Below are 15,760 nucleotides of genomic sequence, written 5' to 3' on the forward strand. Positions count from 1 at the left end.
TATTAACGCAATGATAATGACTAAGATATAAGTGGTTCTTTTTGTCATTTTCATTCTGCTGAATATGCTTTATCGAGATCCCCCATGCAGACCACCAGGCACCAGCCCCGGAGCGATTGCCTTTATTCAAATTTATTATTTAATTTGTCTATTAGGTTAGTTACTTCCCTTGGTGTTTTAAGTATTATTATATTTTTTTCTTTTTCATATTTTTTCAACTTTTCGAGTATTCCTGGTCTTTTATGTTTTTTGAAATTCCATACCCACTTCATGAACTCCCAATCTAATTGCTCCGGACAACCCTCATTCAAATCAGGTCTTGTTCTTCCATGGTATTTAATTCTTCGTTTAATGACTCTATACGTAGTTATCCACGGAGGTAAATCAAAGAAAATTATTGTATCTGCTCTAGAAATTCTAATATCTATTGTTCGATTATAATTTCCATCAATAATCCATTCATCATTATGTATGAGCTCTCTTAGAAATTCATCCCATTCGTGATTAGGGGTTGCAATCCATCCAGGTTTCCAATAATACGCATCTAAATGATACAATGGTAACCCTAAGACTTCAGAGAGTTTACTTGAGAATGTAGATTTCCCTGATCCTCCAGATCCAATTATCATGATTCTCTTCATTTTGTTCTCCTGGTTATTAAAATAATTTCCACTATCGCTCTTGTAACTGCGAACCTTCACCGACTTAAGTCTGGAGGGCTGCTGATACGGTTAGTCGGCGAATGGTTGTCTGCCTCTTCTTTGAAATTCATCGTGCAGCAATGGGCGTACGCCCGAAGAGTAGATACGAGGTTACCGGATGGCAGGACTCCCTTAGTTACTTTCAGGATATCTATATCCATCTGAATATTCTTCCACTAGTTACTTTTATCCTGTTCCTATTTGCCCATTGCTTTAATTCTTCAATATTAATTTCCTCGTTATTCTTAAATCTAAAATGAAAATCCATTGAAACTAATTTTCTTCCATATAACTTGATACCGATACTCTGTACAAAATAACCTTCTATTATAATCTTTTCGATTTGTTGTACTGGTACTTCAGCTTGATTAAGCCTAATTGTACTTCTGTAATTTCTAGCTCATTATTTTTTCTTAATATCCTCTTCAATAACATTACTACTCGGATTAGGTTACCTAATAATAATAAAACTAAAAAAATAACAGATAATATATCATCTATTGGTAGTACTTGGATCAGTAAAGAAGTAATTAAAATAGAACTAATCACTTGGACATGCCCTGAGCTAGGAAACCTAATTTCATACTTCTTATACATATTCTGGTTTATTTCCTTTCTCACTGGTTTCAGTTTACATTCTCGTGTTCACGATGTCCGATATGGTCAGATGTGTCCGGATGCCCCTGTTTCACCCAAATCCCTCTGTCAGACCGATGGCGTATGCCCGATAAGTGAATATATGTTATCAAGATAACGTCCTGATTTTGCTGATTTTATATAACGTTACTCGCATCTACGACGCGACCCGGCCTTAGATATCTTAGGCCAGGTCGTGTGTTGTCAGAATATTCTTCCTTGTAAAATCGTCCAACAACAAAGGGGCGAAAGCCCCGCAGCGTAAAGCATTGTTAAGTGATGTTACTGCCTATCTTGTGATTACGTACTTTTGTTATTCAATCTTTTATTTTCTCAATTCGTAATTCAATGATAGTATCAGTATTCATTAGTCCAATATGTTATAATTTTCCTAAGTACAATATACGGCTATAAGGGCGGTCGGCTAATCTCCCAGAAGGGAGGTGATGCCCATGGAGGTTAAAGATGCGCTTTCCTTAATGTTCATGTTCGGCATGTTCATTTTGGCATTGCTTACCTACTTGAAAAAGAAATAGACCGCCCTCGCTAAGGTAACGGTCTGTTTCTCGACCTAACTCCTGTGGCCGACTGCTCTTTATGCAGTTATTGTGCTTTGGAGTCGTGTTCCAGCACGGCTCCTTACTTATTCTTACCTCAGTATAACTCAATTTATAACACTTTTATAGGTTTTGTTTGTTTATTTTTATTCATATAAGGTCTGTAATGCTGTCTGCGGTAATTTCAGTTAACGTTATTGTATCTACGAACCCGAGAGTCTTAAGGCGCGAATGCGCCGGGTCCGAAGAACTTAGCCTCGCAGGGTAGTGAGCTGATTCAGCTTCTCTGTTGCTTCATCTTGTTTCTACTTCATGTTTCCTACGACTTTCACTCTCAGTCTCGTCGCATTTCCCGGATGATAAGCCAGCGGGGTTTCTTCCACTTCCACGAGCTCCACCGTAGCCGGATCAGCGCCAGCCAGCACCGCCTGCTTCACGGCTTTTTCTTGCGCATCTCTTAATGAATCCTCACGGGGCTCTGTAGAATAGATATATATTTGTTCATATTGTCCGCTGATTTGAGCAATACACGCGCCAATGGCGTTGGCTACGCCCCCGTTCTCAGGCTTAATCATATGGGATACCCCGCGAATCGTGTTCGGTATAACGACATTGCCGCCGCCTACCAAAACAAGCTCAACATCTCCCGACGATGTCTTCATTTTGTCAATGGCCTGCTCAATGATGGTTGCAATTTCAGCTTGCACATTTTTAGCGAAGTCTTCATCCAGATGCGTTACCAAGCTCTTATCCCCGACATCCGCGAGACCCAGCCGAACGGCAATGTCTGTTGTAGTCAGCGTATGCCCGCCAAAGACCAGCGCTTTCTGTCCAATCTTGTATCCTACGCTGTCAGGGCCAACCGTAATTTTGCCGTTCTCCGAGCGCACGATGCTTCCGCCGCCCAGCCCAACGGAGATAATATCCGGCATGCGGAAATTCGTGCGGATATCGCCAACCTCGACCGCAACCGAAGATTCTCTTGGGAACCCGTCCTGCAAAACCCCGATGTCCGATGTAGTCCCTCCCACGTCGAGAACCATCGTATCTTTAATCTTCGCCAAATAAGAGGCACCGCGTATGCTGTTCGTTGGCCCGCATGCAATGGTCAGGATCGGAAATTGTTTAGCGTACTCGATCGACATTAAGGTACCGTCATTCTGGCATAAAAACACCGCTGCGTCTGTGATGCCTTCTTCTTCTTACGCCTTCACAAATCCTTGGGTTGTCGTTTCAATAACCTTGCACAATGCTGCATTGAGTATGGTCGCATTTTCCCTCTCGATTAAACCGACCGAGCCAATCAATGAAGAGCAGGATACAGGGAATTCCGGTCCATACACTTGTTGGATGAGATCGCGAACCTGGAGCTCCTGATCATTTTTAATGGATGAAAACACCCCAATGACGGCGATGGACTCGACACTGCTCCCCCATTCCTCCAAAAGAGCTCTAATTTCAGCTTCGTCAACTTCTCCAAGCACTTGGCCATCATATTCATATCCTCCATGAACGAGAGCATATTTACCCGACAACTCCTGAACCATATCCTCAGGCCAGGATGTGTACGGAGCAACGGAAGCCGTTGCCGGGTAACCCAGACGAATGACGCCGACTTGGGCCAGCTTTTTGCGTTCAACAATGGCATTCGTGCACTGGGTTGTACCTAACATGGCATGCGTTATTTCGGTTTTATCTATATTCGATCCCTGCAGCAAATTCCGGAGCTATGTTTCAATACCCGTCCTAATATCTAGACTTGTTGGTGATTTCACCGCATGAACCAGATGATAATTCTCATCCAAAATGATGGCGTCTGTGTTGGTGCCGCCTACATCGATCCCGATTCTATACATTCTCAGCCACCGCCTTTTTCACCATTTCCTCAATAGGAACATAATCGTAATCATATCCGAAGTATCTTGGTCCTGCCGTCTGGATTCCTTTTTCCGTTCTCCACTTTTCATGAGCGGGCAGTCCAATTACCCGTACGCGTTTACCGTATTTCAGGCTCTCCGTAGTTACAGGCGATAAGGTTTCGTAATCAACCAGACAGATCAAATCGGGGGTCATCGCTATAACTTGACCGTTCTTTTCGGCAACCAGGTTTTCATTTTGAAAATGAACCTTCATCACTCCGTCTTTATGTGCCTCGATTCCATCGAGATGCATTTGACCAAGGTTAAATCCGCCCTTGGTTTCCCGGATGACATCCACGATTTTACCTTGGAAAAGCTCATAGCCGGACACAAGGTTCAGCAGCTCTTGAAGCTTATCGCCCGCGTCCCGATTCTTCGATGTAATGATTTCTCCAATCTGTTCGGAGAGGGTCACGATATGATGAACGCCGCTTTGCTTCATTTGAGCACCCGTTGCCGGGTACAGGCTTACTAAAGCACTGGCACCCATTTCAACCGTGGCCGCTCTGGCGAGCCGTTCTGTCCATTTGTTATCAATGGTCTCGAAGATGCCGATGTTCCCTTTTTCATCCGAGATCGCCATCGGTGTCGCCGGAATGCCGTCAAGGTTAAACGTCACCATTTGCAGCTCCGGGAACGCCCGCCCCATACCGTCACAGTCGATCAGAGGCAATCCCAGCTGCGCTGCAACGACGATGGGAATCATGGAATTGACGCCTCCCGCTTCCATCGGAAACGTGCCGGCGATCTGTTCTTTTCCCTTGTAATTCGCTAATTTTTGAAAAACCTTAACAAACTCGTCCCCCTTAGGGAATTTCTCCACTAATACGGATGGCGCCCCCATCATCGCGGCCGGAATGAAAAAGTCCTCATCCTGAATCTCATGGACTGAACATAGTTTTACAGGTCCATACTTCTCAATGGCCGAGAGAGCCATCAATTTTCCGATATAAGGGTCTCCGCCTCCGCCGGTTCCCAGAAATGCTGCGCCGACGGCGATGTTTTCAACAGCTGCTTTATCTAAATATCTCATTCATTTTCCCTCCAATATAACGCTCTTCTGAGCCGATAAACGATAGCCTGCATAATACACGACAAAAGAAATGACAATCCCGATCAACGGCTGATTCGGTACCTGCGGCAAGCTTGGGAACAAGGATAACACAACAGGGGTACTAGCAATCACCGCGCCCAATAGCCAGGAAACGACGCCCAGTACATTCACTCCTTCGACCTCATGCCAGCAGCGCTTATCCCCTCTGCCAAGCACCCAGTAAGATGCGATCATCACACCTGCCACCGGCGGAATCATCGCCGACAGGATGGACATGATCGGCGTAAAATAGTTGAGTATACCAACGACGGCCAATACGGTCCCAATGGTTCCCGCGATGACTGCACCCAGGGCAAATGAACCCAGCGTTATCGCCAGCCCGTCCGTAAAGCTCATAGCTCCCTCAGGCTTATAATGCTGAATGATCTGCAGGGAGTCACCGGTCAAGGCTTCGATAAGACCAAATATGCTGATTCCCACCAATAAAGGAACGGCGATATAGCTGATCACCCGCAGCACTTTAACGCCATAGACGGCCGATATCACCATCACGAAACCGCATATGAGAGATGCCAGCGGCACCGGCATGTTCACTCCGGTCTTGGCAAGCAGGTCTGCCAAGGCTGCGCCGCACACATTCGCCTGAATTCCGAACCATCCAAGGCACGCAATAGCGAGGATAATCGACAGAATCGTACGAGACCCTGTTTTGCCAAACACCTGACCTGCAACCTGAACCGTCGGTCTTCCTAAATCCGTGCTTTGAATCCCCTGCAAAATCATGAGCAGCACAATAACGGAGTAACCTGCTAACGTGACAAGTAATACCTTCGATAGTCCCATGCCTGCAATAAGCGCATTCCCTACCAACAAACTCGGGATGCTGATGACCGCGCCAGCCCAGATGATTCCGAGACTGAACCAGGATTGATGCTCTTTAACGGCTTTCATATGATCCCCCCAATCTGGTTCGTTCGAATATTTTTTCTTATTGTAAAAGATGAAACAGGTCAGCGTCTTTTTCAAAAAACAAAAAAAAATCCGATGTTTTTGTCTTATTGGACAAAACATCGGAACTTTTTAGTTATGGATGAGACGGTAGACCATGCAGGCGGTATAAACATCGTACGATTCCGAATTGATGGTCACATCATATCCTATGAGCTCGCAAATTTTTTTAATGCGATATTTCACCGTATTTTTGTGGACGAACAACAGCTTGCTGCAGTCATCCATATTCCCCTTCGCATCCAGAAGAAAAGTCATCAGGGTTGTCAATGCGTCAGGGTCGTCCATAATGGGCTCCAAAACGGACAAGCATTCTTCAGTCATCGCTTCCCCTTGTTTGCTGAGGTCTATGGCCCGTTTCAGTGGAACGGACTTCCGCCGCGGTGTATAGTTTGCGGTAATGATAGATACGGTGAACCTCTTTAGAGACTCCGTTTACGAGCTGGTACATTCGGCGTACATCCTGTGTGTTCCGCATCCTCGGAGAATAAACGATGCTTGATATTTCGGCGGTGAGACTCGTGGATTCGATATATTCCGCAGCGATTTCATACTCATTGTATTTATATGAACAATCCCCTAGCAACACGACAACGCAGTGATCGATCGTTTGAATAACCGCGGTTTTATAATATTGCGAGAGATGCGCTTTTAGGTCTTCCCTTATCCTTCTTTCCTCCGACAAATCCCGAATGTAAACGAGCCACATCATTTGGATGGCGGAAACGTCAATATAGAGCAAACTGGCCAATCTGCGCATTTTTTCGCTTTCATCATTCACGATGGCTTTAACCAAAGCGTATTCGCTGACCTCGTTATGCTTATCTCCCCACAAATTGATGGCCACCTGCACCACCTCGCTGATTTGATCCATCGTCTTCGGAGGCAGCTTCGTATTCTCTTTAATGAGAAACAGGTAAAGGACCTCCCCGTTTTTTTGATGAACACGTTTGTATTCAACAAAGCAGGACGAATCCAGCTCTCCTTCTCCCATTCTGCCGTTCAGAATGGAAGGCGCCATGGACCGAATTAGACTCGCAACATCGAGCGATGAATTGCGCGGCCACATCACACGATTGATGACATCCAAGTTGCTGTTTGTCAGAACGATGTTCGCTTTCATTCGGTCCGACAGCAGTTTAAGAGTAATTTCCACGCTCCGCAAATGTTCCGGCAGCAGCGAGACCTTTTCCAGTGATTCATTCACGAAATGCTCATTCACATTCTGATTGCTTACGATTGCCTCCATGACTTCATAAATGACTTCATTATACCTAAGCGAGTAATCGTTTCTCGGCATGCAAATGATAATAAAATTCAGAGATTCGGCCAGCTCGAGCACTTCATCGGCTATATCAGGCATGATAATGCCAACATAGTACAAAATCAATCCCACTTCACCAAGGTCATGCAAATATTGAACCGTTTTGCATTGCTGCTCCACGCGGTCCTTAATGGAATAAAAAGAGCTAATGACCAGCTCTTCGGCATACCACTCTTCTTGAACGGTTTGAATAATTTGCGAGAAGAAATTGACATCCGCCACCTCTAACACAGATAAAGAGGAAACGGTCTGATGTAGTCTGCTTGTTCCAGTGACCACCTGAGCTCCTCTAAATGAAGGCAGCTGCAGTAAATCTTTAACGGTTACCCCAATTCAACCACCACTTCTTTGTTCGATTCATGCTGCTCTTATTCTTCAATCCGTACGTAGTCTACATCATTTTATTCATCCAGAAGGAGATCCTCGAAATAGCCTGTTGAAGCCAAACTATGATGATCGACATAACGCTGCAGCCTAAGATAGGCTTCATTAATAATAGTATAACCCTCGTTATGATAAGCAACCAAGTAAGTTCCTTTGCCAACTATGAAATTTTGCATCCTCGGCCGGGTTCACTAAGATGCTGAGTCAACAATCGACTCGTACCCATATTCATCCCCTGTTAAGGACTTCTTATAACGCACCCGCATTCACGAGGCGACCCGGCCTTAGATAGCACTTATCTTAGGCCGGGTCATGTAGCGTCCCGAGTTAACCTCAGGATAATACTTCTAACAATCAAGGGAGCGTAAGCTACCGTATCGTGAATATTATGTTAAGAGATGTCATTGACCACTCCGAGTTAACCCCAAAACATTCCGTTATGCCCTTCGTCCACAATCTTTAACTGTACTTCAAAATCTTCATTCGGTTCTATATCATCTATGAAATGCCATTTCCCTTTACTGTCTTGCCAATATATTTTCCATTCATTCTCATCTAATCTGAACTGAGCTACTGGCATCTGCACCCATTGATCGCTATTGTATCCTTGTCTTTCTTCAATCAATGTCACGTGATTTCCTCTGATCTTGTAACTGATTCTAATCTGGCTTTTCACATGTTCTGGTACTGCATTTTGGGTGTATTGGTCCATGATTTTCATAATCCGCTTCTTCGTAAAATCATCCATAATTCTGTCTCTCCTGCCCTAATCGGTTTTGCATTGATTATATCACGATGATGTCTCATAACGTTCTTGCATTCACGAACCCGAGAGGCTTATGGCGCGTACCGCCGTGGTAGCATGGTATGACTTATCTTGGTTCGAGCGCACGATCCCTCGGTAATTTGTAGCTTGTGCTCCATAAGATTCTTTTGCCATATCGGCATGTGATGGTCTTAAATGTACTTCCCTGCCAATAACTTCCCCAGACCGAGGGCGAATGCTCGATGCGTGAATATGCTGTTATATGACGACTTCTTCGAGATACTTTCACACAGCTTTTTCGTTTTAATTTTTACTCTACTAACGTATATTTCAGTAGAGTCTTTTTAAAAAAACCGTTACTTACTTATTTGTTACCGAGTTGTTCCGCCAAACCGACTAGAAGTCCTTCGGTTCCACGAATATAGCAGAGCCTATATGAATCCTCGTACTGAACTACTTCGCCAACGAGTTGAGCACCATGCTTAGTGAGTCTGGATACCATCTCGTCAATGTTTTGAACTGTGAACATGACGCGTAGATAACCAAGGGAGTTTACAGGAGCCGTCCGGTGATCGGATATCGTAGGTGGGTTGAGAAATCGCGAAAGTTCAAGTCGGCTGTGACCATCTGGGGTAACCATCATAGCAATCTCTACACACTGAGAACCTAGTCCGGTTACACGACAAGCCCATTCACCTTCGACAGTGGTTCGCCCTTCGAGGTTCAAGCCAATCTCCTCGAAGAAAGAAATTGCGTCATCAAGGGATTCTACAACGATGCCGACATTGTCCATTCTTAGTAATTTATTTTTTTCCATAGTTTTTTTCTCCTCGTGTCCAAATTTCTTGCCTGATTATTTTCAAGATTATTTCATTAAAGAATCACTATTTCCTTCTAAGTAATACTTTCTCATTATTCATGATAACAATGAAAAATCATTGCTGCCAATCGCATTCCCGAATCCACATCTAACTTCTGCCTGACTGAGGGCCGAATGGCCCGAAGCGTGAATGGTGTTATGCGTATACCCTCTTCTTGATTAACTTTCAAATTGTCTTTCCAGTCTTTCCAATGCTCTTTTATATTTCTCTAGTCGCATGTAATCTTGTCCTGAAGGATCTTGTATTCTTGATAAATTCATATTTTCTTTAATATCAGCTATCTTTACATTTCTAGCTATTCGGTTCTTTAATGTTTTATCAATGAATTCTTCATAACTGTCTTCCTTTGCTCTTGTTAATAAATTAATAGCTTCTAGTATCTCTTTTGAAAATCCTGATTCCCTTAATTGATCAATTGTTACTTCCGTGTCTTCTACAACTTCATGAAGAACTGCAACTATCTTCTCTTCAATTGTTTCAACCCTATTCATAACTGCTAATGGGTGTAAAATATATGGGTTTCCGCCTTTATCAACTTGGCCTTTATGAGCTTTAAAAGCTATTGAAATTGCTACTTCAATATCCAAAGAGGTCACTCCATTCTTTAAAATGCTTATAGGGTATTACGCATAATGCTTCCGTATTCACGACCCCTCACCGACTTAAGGCTCTGGAGGTGCCGGCCGTTATCGAGTTTTTATAATGGTATGGCTATTGCCGTAATTGAACTGAGTCGTTTTTAATATGTTTTGCCCGAATTTCCTATAACGTTTCGTGTTCACGATGTTGTCAGAGCCTTAGTGCTCGCACTTAGGCTCTGGAAATGTCGGGAACATATTGTTATGCGACGGTCTGCGTACCGAGGAGCACGCCACGAATGGCGTACGACGACCCATTGTCTATTACTTTCGTTTGTAAATCCATGTATGTTAAATACCACTTAAAATCCAGCAGGATTCTTAATTATCATATACAAAATCCACTGTAGTTCTGTCCATACTAAAAATATACTCCATAAGTTCTATCGCCCTTTCTCTAGTCCTATGTAATTGAACTGCTGCTAACTGCACATTACCTTGACTACCAAAATATCTAGTAAGTATAAACTTATTGCTGACGAAATTAATATCATCATCTATATATGATTGCCAACTTTTTTGAGATTGCTCAAGATTTATCCTATCCTCTTCATTTAACGATTTGTATAAATGCTCGAGTGCTGCATTAACTTCATCTTGCCATATTATTATATATCTCCCCTCAAACGCACCCCATTCTAAGGTTGTAAACTCGTCACTTTCTTGAAGTTTTTCAAATTCCTGCTGATAATCTTTATCAATCGGGTTATCATTAATGATGTCCGAAAAGTCATCATTACCTTGATAATCGCCATAATGATTACTTTCCTTAATCTGTCTCTCTAAGTTATTGTTTGTTTCACCAGCTTTATTAAGTGATTCTTGCAATGTAATGTTCTTTAAATTTAACTCTTTTTCTGAATTTTTGTATTCAGCTATCCTGCTTTCCAGTATATTAATCTTCTTATCATCTCTTTTCAGTTTTTCAGCCATAACTATGCAAGAACAAACACTAAGTATCAATACAGTTAGAACACATAATCTATAAAATAATAATTTTTTATTCATTAATGTCGCCTCATTTTAATGTAATTTTTTTAGCTTCTACCAATACACTAGCCATGCAAGGATGCATGGTGATAGTTACAACAGACTGTCATATAAAGTTCCTGTATCTACGAACCCGAGAGGCTTTAGGCGCGAATGCGCCGGGTCCAACGGACTTAGCCTCGCAGGGTTGTGAGCATTCAGCTTCTCTGCCTACCACTTCTCGCGAACCAAGGGCCGAACGGTCCGAAACGTAGATACGATGTTATCTTATGGGGATGCCATCTTCGAATTAATTTCAATATCAGTCTATATGCCTGTTCAACAATGTTTTCTAACTCAATTAGTTCTTTGATACATCTTTTCAAGTATGGTATTATATATTTAATAAAGACCAAGTGCGCTAACACTTGGTCCATACAATTGGCTTGGATGGGTAATCCCTTCTTAGTCATTTACGATCGGAAACCCACCTTCGGCGGTCAACCTTAGGGTGGGTTTTTACTTTCTCTTGTTGTTATTATTAAGTAAGTTAAAAGTGCAAGAATGGATGATCCAAATAGGAACATAATCGTTAGTGCATCTTTCACTTCCATGGCTTCACCTCCTTTCGAAGGGAGACCATGACCACCCAAGATTCAATTTTAGTTATATTTTACCTTTATATACATCTGCGTACAAGCGTTCTTATTATGACTTTGGATTTTTGATTCTAAATATGGTTTTAATACAATTGGCGGCCCTTTCAGATAACGTTCCTGTATTCACGACGTCCCACCGACTTAAGGCTGCGCCAGCAGCCGGCCGCGATGCGGTTAGTCGGTGCGGATGTGTCCGCTTGAACACGCTTCAATGTCATTCTCCTTGGGCGGACCGAGGAGCCGCCAGGCTCCGATGCGTGAAAATAATGTTGTCTGAAGCCAGTGCCTTCTTCGAGTTCTCTAATTCTCATTTTTAATTCTTCTTTCAAGCTCTTTAACAAATACATCAATTGGATATTTATAATCGATTGGTTTGTAAATAAATCGATTATTCCACTTGTGTCGTAGAGCTTGATCTCTGAAATCTTCGTTTTCGCTCTCTAGGGTCTTCATAACAAGCATAATTTCATTCATTGTACTTATAACACTTCTACTATCCGTTTTTGTAATAGCCTTTTCGCTACATCTTTCTAAATAATATTGCGCTAGAGTATCAGGGATTTCTTCAACGGCAAAATAAGCTCCAAATTATCTTTAAAGATTTCTCTTAGTTTATTTGCTTGATTTGTTCTAATACCAGTGACAGTTAAACTTAATCTAGAAAAGTCATTCATAAACACATAGTGCTTTCTACCATATAATTTGAAAAGGTTTACATGCCAACTAAAGAAAGAATCCGTATGTTCAATTGTTTCTGGTTTGGCATTTAGATCTTTTAATGTGTCTTTCGTTGTTTTGAAAATAATCATGACTTTTGTTCCTTTCGTTCTTGCACTGGTTTCAGATAACGTTCCCGCATTACCGACGTCCAAGCTGCTTAAGGACCCTAGGTCCGCGTGGCTCTGCCACTTAGCTGGTTGGATGTGTCATCTGAATTAACTACTACGAAAATTCATCTTGGTGACCAAGGGAGCGTAGCGACCGCTGTGATAATGCAATGTTAGAGGATGTTAATGCCTTCTTCGAAATTCCCCGGGGCTTATTGAATCTCAATTAATATATTCCTCTTTCATTTTAAGTATTAATCTTTGATTTAAAGGTATGTTCAGCGAAACAAGCCAATTCCTCAAAATGATTCCTTTCATAGAGTCTTTTAGCACTTAAATTAGACTTCGTAATACGTAAACAAACTTTTTGTACATTCTTTTTTTCAATCATGTGTTTAATACAATGTGCTAAGATTGTACTTCCATATCCACGATTCTGATATTCTGGGGAGACAACTAAATCCCGAATATAGTTCTCATCTATTATGTATGCACCTATCAATTGGTCCCCTATCCAAAACGAACGGAATTCATCATCTCGTACTTTTTCCTGAAGACCTGCTTGGAATACTTTTGAATTGGTATAGTACCAATCTGTTTTCCAACCATTTTCTTTGTTTAATTGAAAATAGCCTTTATCAAATAATCCAACTAAATGATCCAACATGTTGTCTTCAAATTGTTTTTCAATCAATTCTGATTGTGATATCACTGGTGCTTCTTGTCTATTATAAAATAGATGATATCCCTCCATATCCACTTTAAACCCAAGGTTTTGTACGAATTCTATAACCCCGACATTTTTTCCATATACATTGAAGCATAGTTCTTTTTCATTCACTTTATCAATGAATGGCTTCATTTTTGCTATTATTAGATCTTTATATTTCTCTTTATTTGGTTCATTTAAAAATGAAAAATAGGCTATATTACAATCATTATTCTCGGCTATACAAAACACACCATGTTCATCAATCGATTTATTGTAATAGAACACCTTCACCATATTATTATTAAATTCTTCGTTCACAAAGTTCCTACCTTGTGGGGAGATTTTTTCTATTAAGTTAAGAATATCTTCTCTTATTTCTGTATCCATACTACAACCCCTTTTTTAAGAATTTAAGATATTTAAAATGACCTGCATTAATTTCCTCTAACGTTTCCGTGTTCACGACGTCCCACCACCCTAAGGACCCGAAGGGTCCGGCCGCGATGCGGTTGGGTGGTGCAGATGTGTCCCGGCAAACTCCTCTTCGACTTATCTTCCGGGACCGCGGGGCGTATGCCCCGATGCGTGAACATATTGTTATACGATGCCCCTGCCTTCTCCGAGTTCACTAACACTAATTCTTGTTCTAATTATTCTTTTACATTTTCGATTTTTTCAGCTGCGGTTTGAGCGGGGTATGAATCGTCAACTACACTAAACCACACTCTGACTTGATCACCAACATCAAAACTCTTAAAACCTTTAACTCTTATCCAGTAAACTTCTCTGTATTTATCAGAGTCTAGTATATCTTTTACATTTTGTTCGACAATTTCTTCCCTTGTGATACCACCTATCACAAGTATTCTGCTTCCTTCTTTATCTACAACTCTTCCAATCAAATTTGGTTCTCCTCTAACGTTTCCACTACAACTAATCAGAATCACTATTCCCAAAATAAATAATGAAAGAGAAATTGCTTTCCTCATAATGAGTTCTCCTCTCTGGTCTGATAAGGTTACAGATCTTATATTGTAATTGCAGGGGTTTCGTATAACGTCTTTTTTACGAACTTCGCAATAATATCATTTCTTGAGGTGTTTACGAACTTCGTGAACACACCTTCAACAACAAAGTTTACGACTCCTCTTCCAATTGATCTAACGGACTTTTAATCCTTCTTATATCCTTCACACTCACATGTGTGTACCTTTCGGTGGTGCGTACACTTTGATGACCGAGCAACTCTTGAATAAAGCGAATGTCAATTCCACCTTCCAAAAGATGTGTTGCGAATGAATGGCGTAAGGCGTGAATGCTAACCTTTTTCTGGATTCCAGAGGCAGTACGTGCTTCTTCGAACACTTTTTGAACCGTTCGTTCAGTTATATGTCGCTCTGGGTGTTGACCTGGGAACATCCATTTCTCGGGCTTTTCTTGTTGTAAATACGGTTGAACAATATCCATAGCTGTATCGGATAATAGGGTAAGACGATCCTTTCGACCTTTGCCTTGAGAAACTCGAAGCGTTTTTCGCTCGAAATCAATGTCTTGAGTTTTCAACCGGACCACTTCCCCTACCCGTAATCCTGAGGAATAGGTAAGGTATAGGATCGCACGATGTTTTAAATTATGGAGTGCTTTTAAGATCAACATCACTTCGTTCATCGATAGAACATTCGGCAACTTCTTTTCTTTCTTAGGGCGAACATAAGAGACTGTTTCCTCAAGCAATAATACTTTTTGAGCATAGAATTTGATCGCGCTTAGCGCTTGATTAACATAGGAATGGGAACATTTCCTATGAAGTAAGTGTAAGGAATAACTCTGAATCATTTTCTCGAGATCCAACCCATTATTTTGCTGCTGTGCAAAAGTAAAAAATCGATGGACTTGACTACAATAAGCTTTTATCGTTTTTTTACTATAACCTCGAAGCTGCAGTGCATGAACGAAAGACTTTTTTATCGACTCATTCCATGAATAGATTGGAATGTGATCCTGCATATGAACTTCATTGGTAAACAAGCTGCTCTCTTTCATCAACATGCTATCAACATAAATCTTCGTTCCTTCAAAAAGTGTATGCAACTGTTGAATGGATTCGGGTGTAAAAGGAATCATCCAGACCTTTTTATCACGGACCCATTTCCTTCCTGGAATTTCTCGAATCTTCATCACCATTTGTTCATCATACTTAAAACGAACATATAAGGAACCTTCATCATTCCGAGACACCCATATACTCACGTTCCCACCCTCTCATTATAGCAGCAACCTAATTATTGGAAAGCAAAAAGAGCTCACAATCGCCGTAATCGACGTTGTAAGCTCCCGATACTTTCGGTGCTGTTCATCCTTTATGATCTAACCGCATTCAATTCAATATTATTACGTTTAGGGATTAAAATTGTTGTAGTCATTATATAGATTAAACCATAATCAAGGTAGCAATGGCTACCTCATATCTCACCTTACTTCAAGCACGAAAATGCAGTACAAGCGAGATCTTAGTACTACACTTCGCGTGTAACATGATAACGAGTAGCGTAGCAAGTCAGTTTTTGATGGTTCAAGCCGTCTTCGAACAACTCACATTATCTTTTGCTACCAATGATTAGATCTGCTTATTACTTTCCATCTTCGTCCACACTATCAACCTACCTCATCCACAACACCAGTACCGTCAACGCGCCCTTCTTGTTTCCAATAAGCTGGACCCTTT

Annotated in this window: 15 protein-coding genes and 2 pseudogenes; 1 reads left to right on the forward strand and 16 read right to left on the reverse strand. The window is 41.6% G+C overall.

The features are described from left to right. Positions 1 to 122: 122 nt before the first annotated feature. On the reverse strand, positions 123 to 641 hold the full coding sequence (locus tag ACQKPA_RS08120) for a DNA topology modulation protein (protein WP_427491105.1): 519 nt from the start codon (positions 639 to 641) through the stop codon (positions 123 to 125). 1,148 nt (positions 642 to 1,789) lie between these two features. Here ACQKPA_RS08120 and ACQKPA_RS08125 point away from each other — a divergent pair. Continuing rightward, positions 1,790 to 1,873 carry a putative holin-like toxin gene (locus ACQKPA_RS08125; RefSeq protein WP_427491704.1) on the forward strand — a complete coding sequence of 28 codons (84 nt, stop codon included), beginning with the start codon at positions 1,790 to 1,792 and terminating at the stop codon, positions 1,871 to 1,873. A gap of 326 nt (positions 1,874 to 2,199) precedes the next feature. On the opposite strand, the pseudogene ACQKPA_RS08130 reads toward ACQKPA_RS08125, so the two are convergent. The 15 genes and pseudogenes from ACQKPA_RS08130 to xerA all read right to left on the reverse strand — a co-directional run bounded on the left by ACQKPA_RS08130 (position 2,200) and on the right by xerA (position 15,285). Next, positions 2,200 to 3,750 (reverse strand): annotated as a pseudogene (locus ACQKPA_RS08130) (hydantoinase/oxoprolinase family protein). Further along, a complete protein-coding gene (locus tag ACQKPA_RS08135) occupies positions 3,743 to 4,846 on the reverse strand; it encodes a DUF917 domain-containing protein (protein WP_427491107.1) in 1,104 nt (367 codons plus the stop codon). Before ACQKPA_RS08135 ends, ACQKPA_RS08130 begins: the two are co-directional and overlap by 8 nt. Further along, on the reverse strand, positions 4,847 to 5,818 hold the full coding sequence (locus ACQKPA_RS08140; RefSeq protein WP_427491109.1) for a cytosine permease: 972 nt from the start codon (positions 5,816 to 5,818) through the stop codon (positions 4,847 to 4,849). It lies immediately after the preceding gene. Positions 5,819 to 5,947: 129 nt separating this feature from the next. Continuing rightward, the gene (locus tag ACQKPA_RS08145) at positions 5,948 to 6,199 is read right to left on the reverse strand and encodes a helix-turn-helix domain-containing protein (protein ID WP_427491111.1); all 252 of its coding nucleotides are present in this window, start codon (positions 6,197 to 6,199) and stop codon (positions 5,948 to 5,950) included. Further along, positions 6,192 to 7,478, reverse strand: a complete 1,287-nt coding sequence (locus ACQKPA_RS08150) for a PucR family transcriptional regulator ligand-binding domain-containing protein (RefSeq protein ID WP_427491113.1) — start codon at positions 7,476 to 7,478, stop codon at positions 6,192 to 6,194. Before ACQKPA_RS08150 ends, ACQKPA_RS08145 begins: the two co-directional genes overlap by 8 nt. 523 nt (positions 7,479 to 8,001) lie before the next feature. Continuing rightward, entirely contained in the window at positions 8,002 to 8,331 is a 330-nt protein-coding gene (locus ACQKPA_RS08155) for a DUF3024 domain-containing protein (RefSeq protein ID WP_427491115.1), read from the reverse strand. Positions 8,332 to 8,713: 382 nt separating this feature from the next. Further along, entirely contained in the window at positions 8,714 to 9,166 is a 453-nt protein-coding gene (locus tag ACQKPA_RS08160; RefSeq protein WP_427491117.1) for a VOC family protein, read from the reverse strand. Positions 9,167 to 9,388: 222 nt separating this feature from the next. Then, positions 9,389 to 9,817: a GTP pyrophosphokinase gene (locus ACQKPA_RS08165; RefSeq protein ID WP_427491119.1), complete on the reverse strand. Its 429-nt coding sequence runs from the start codon at positions 9,815 to 9,817 to the stop codon at positions 9,389 to 9,391. Between the two features lie 372 nt (positions 9,818 to 10,189). Beyond that, entirely contained in the window at positions 10,190 to 10,876 is a 687-nt protein-coding gene (locus ACQKPA_RS08170; RefSeq protein ID WP_427491121.1) for a lysozyme inhibitor LprI family protein, read from the reverse strand. A 467-nt stretch (positions 10,877 to 11,343) separates the two neighbouring features. After that, the gene (locus ACQKPA_RS08175; protein ID WP_427491123.1) at positions 11,344 to 11,451 is read right to left on the reverse strand and encodes a putative holin-like toxin; all 108 of its coding nucleotides are present in this window, start codon (positions 11,449 to 11,451) and stop codon (positions 11,344 to 11,346) included. 149 nt (positions 11,452 to 11,600) lie between these two features. After that, positions 11,601 to 11,807, reverse strand: coding sequence for a hypothetical protein (locus ACQKPA_RS08180; RefSeq protein WP_427491125.1), 207 nt, complete (start codon positions 11,805 to 11,807; stop codon positions 11,601 to 11,603). Further along, positions 11,797 to 12,305 (reverse strand): annotated as a pseudogene (locus ACQKPA_RS08185) (DUF6933 domain-containing protein). Before ACQKPA_RS08185 ends, ACQKPA_RS08180 begins: the two are co-directional and overlap by 11 nt. A 265-nt stretch (positions 12,306 to 12,570) precedes the next feature. Further along, entirely contained in the window at positions 12,571 to 13,422 is an 852-nt protein-coding gene (locus ACQKPA_RS08190) for a GNAT family N-acetyltransferase (RefSeq protein ID WP_427491127.1), read from the reverse strand. Positions 13,423 to 13,685: 263 nt separating this feature from the next. Further along, entirely contained in the window at positions 13,686 to 14,024 is a 339-nt protein-coding gene (locus tag ACQKPA_RS08195; protein ID WP_427491129.1) for a DUF3221 domain-containing protein, read from the reverse strand. A gap of 148 nt (positions 14,025 to 14,172) precedes the next feature. Then, positions 14,173 to 15,285: a site-specific tyrosine recombinase/integron integrase gene (gene xerA / locus ACQKPA_RS08200; RefSeq protein WP_427491131.1), complete on the reverse strand. Its 1,113-nt coding sequence runs from the start codon at positions 15,283 to 15,285 to the stop codon at positions 14,173 to 14,175. Positions 15,286 to 15,760: the final 475 nt, after the last annotated feature.

The organism is Paenibacillus sp. NPDC093718 (assembly GCF_050279985.1).
GTDB lineage: Bacteria > Bacillota > Bacilli > Paenibacillales > Paenibacillaceae > Paenibacillus_AQ.

Coding starts and splice junctions, on each gene's coding strand:
- ACQKPA_RS08155 (WP_427491115.1), bottom strand. CDS start 8,331: ATGGATGATTTTACGAAGAAGCGGATTATGAAAATCATGGACCAATAC.
- ACQKPA_RS08195 (WP_427491129.1), bottom strand. CDS start 14,024: ATGAGGAAAGCAATTTCTCTTTCATTATTTATTTTGGGAATAGTGATT.
- ACQKPA_RS08120 (WP_427491105.1), bottom strand. CDS start 641: ATGAAGAGAATCATGATAATTGGATCTGGAGGATCAGGGAAATCTACA.
- ACQKPA_RS08190 (WP_427491127.1), bottom strand. CDS start 13,422: ATGGATACAGAAATAAGAGAAGATATTCTTAACTTAATAGAAAAAATC.
- ACQKPA_RS08180 (WP_427491125.1), bottom strand. CDS start 11,807: ATGAGAATTAGAGAACTCGAAGAAGGCACTGGCTTCAGACAACATTAT.
- ACQKPA_RS08160 (WP_427491117.1), bottom strand. CDS start 9,166: ATGGAAAAAAATAAATTACTAAGAATGGACAATGTCGGCATCGTTGTA.
- ACQKPA_RS08145 (WP_427491111.1), bottom strand. CDS start 6,199: ATGACTGAAGAATGCTTGTCCGTTTTGGAGCCCATTATGGACGACCCT.
- ACQKPA_RS08140 (WP_427491109.1), bottom strand. CDS start 5,818: ATGAAAGCCGTTAAAGAGCATCAATCCTGGTTCAGTCTCGGAATCATC.
- ACQKPA_RS08135 (WP_427491107.1), bottom strand. CDS start 4,846: ATGAGATATTTAGATAAAGCAGCTGTTGAAAACATCGCCGTCGGCGCA.
- ACQKPA_RS08175 (WP_427491123.1), bottom strand. CDS start 11,451: ATGGAAGTGAAAGATGCACTAACGATTATGTTCCTATTTGGATCATCC.
- ACQKPA_RS08170 (WP_427491121.1), bottom strand. CDS start 10,876: ATGAATAAAAAATTATTATTTTATAGATTATGTGTTCTAACTGTATTG.
- ACQKPA_RS08125 (WP_427491704.1), top strand. CDS start 1,790: ATGGAGGTTAAAGATGCGCTTTCCTTAATGTTCATGTTCGGCATGTTC.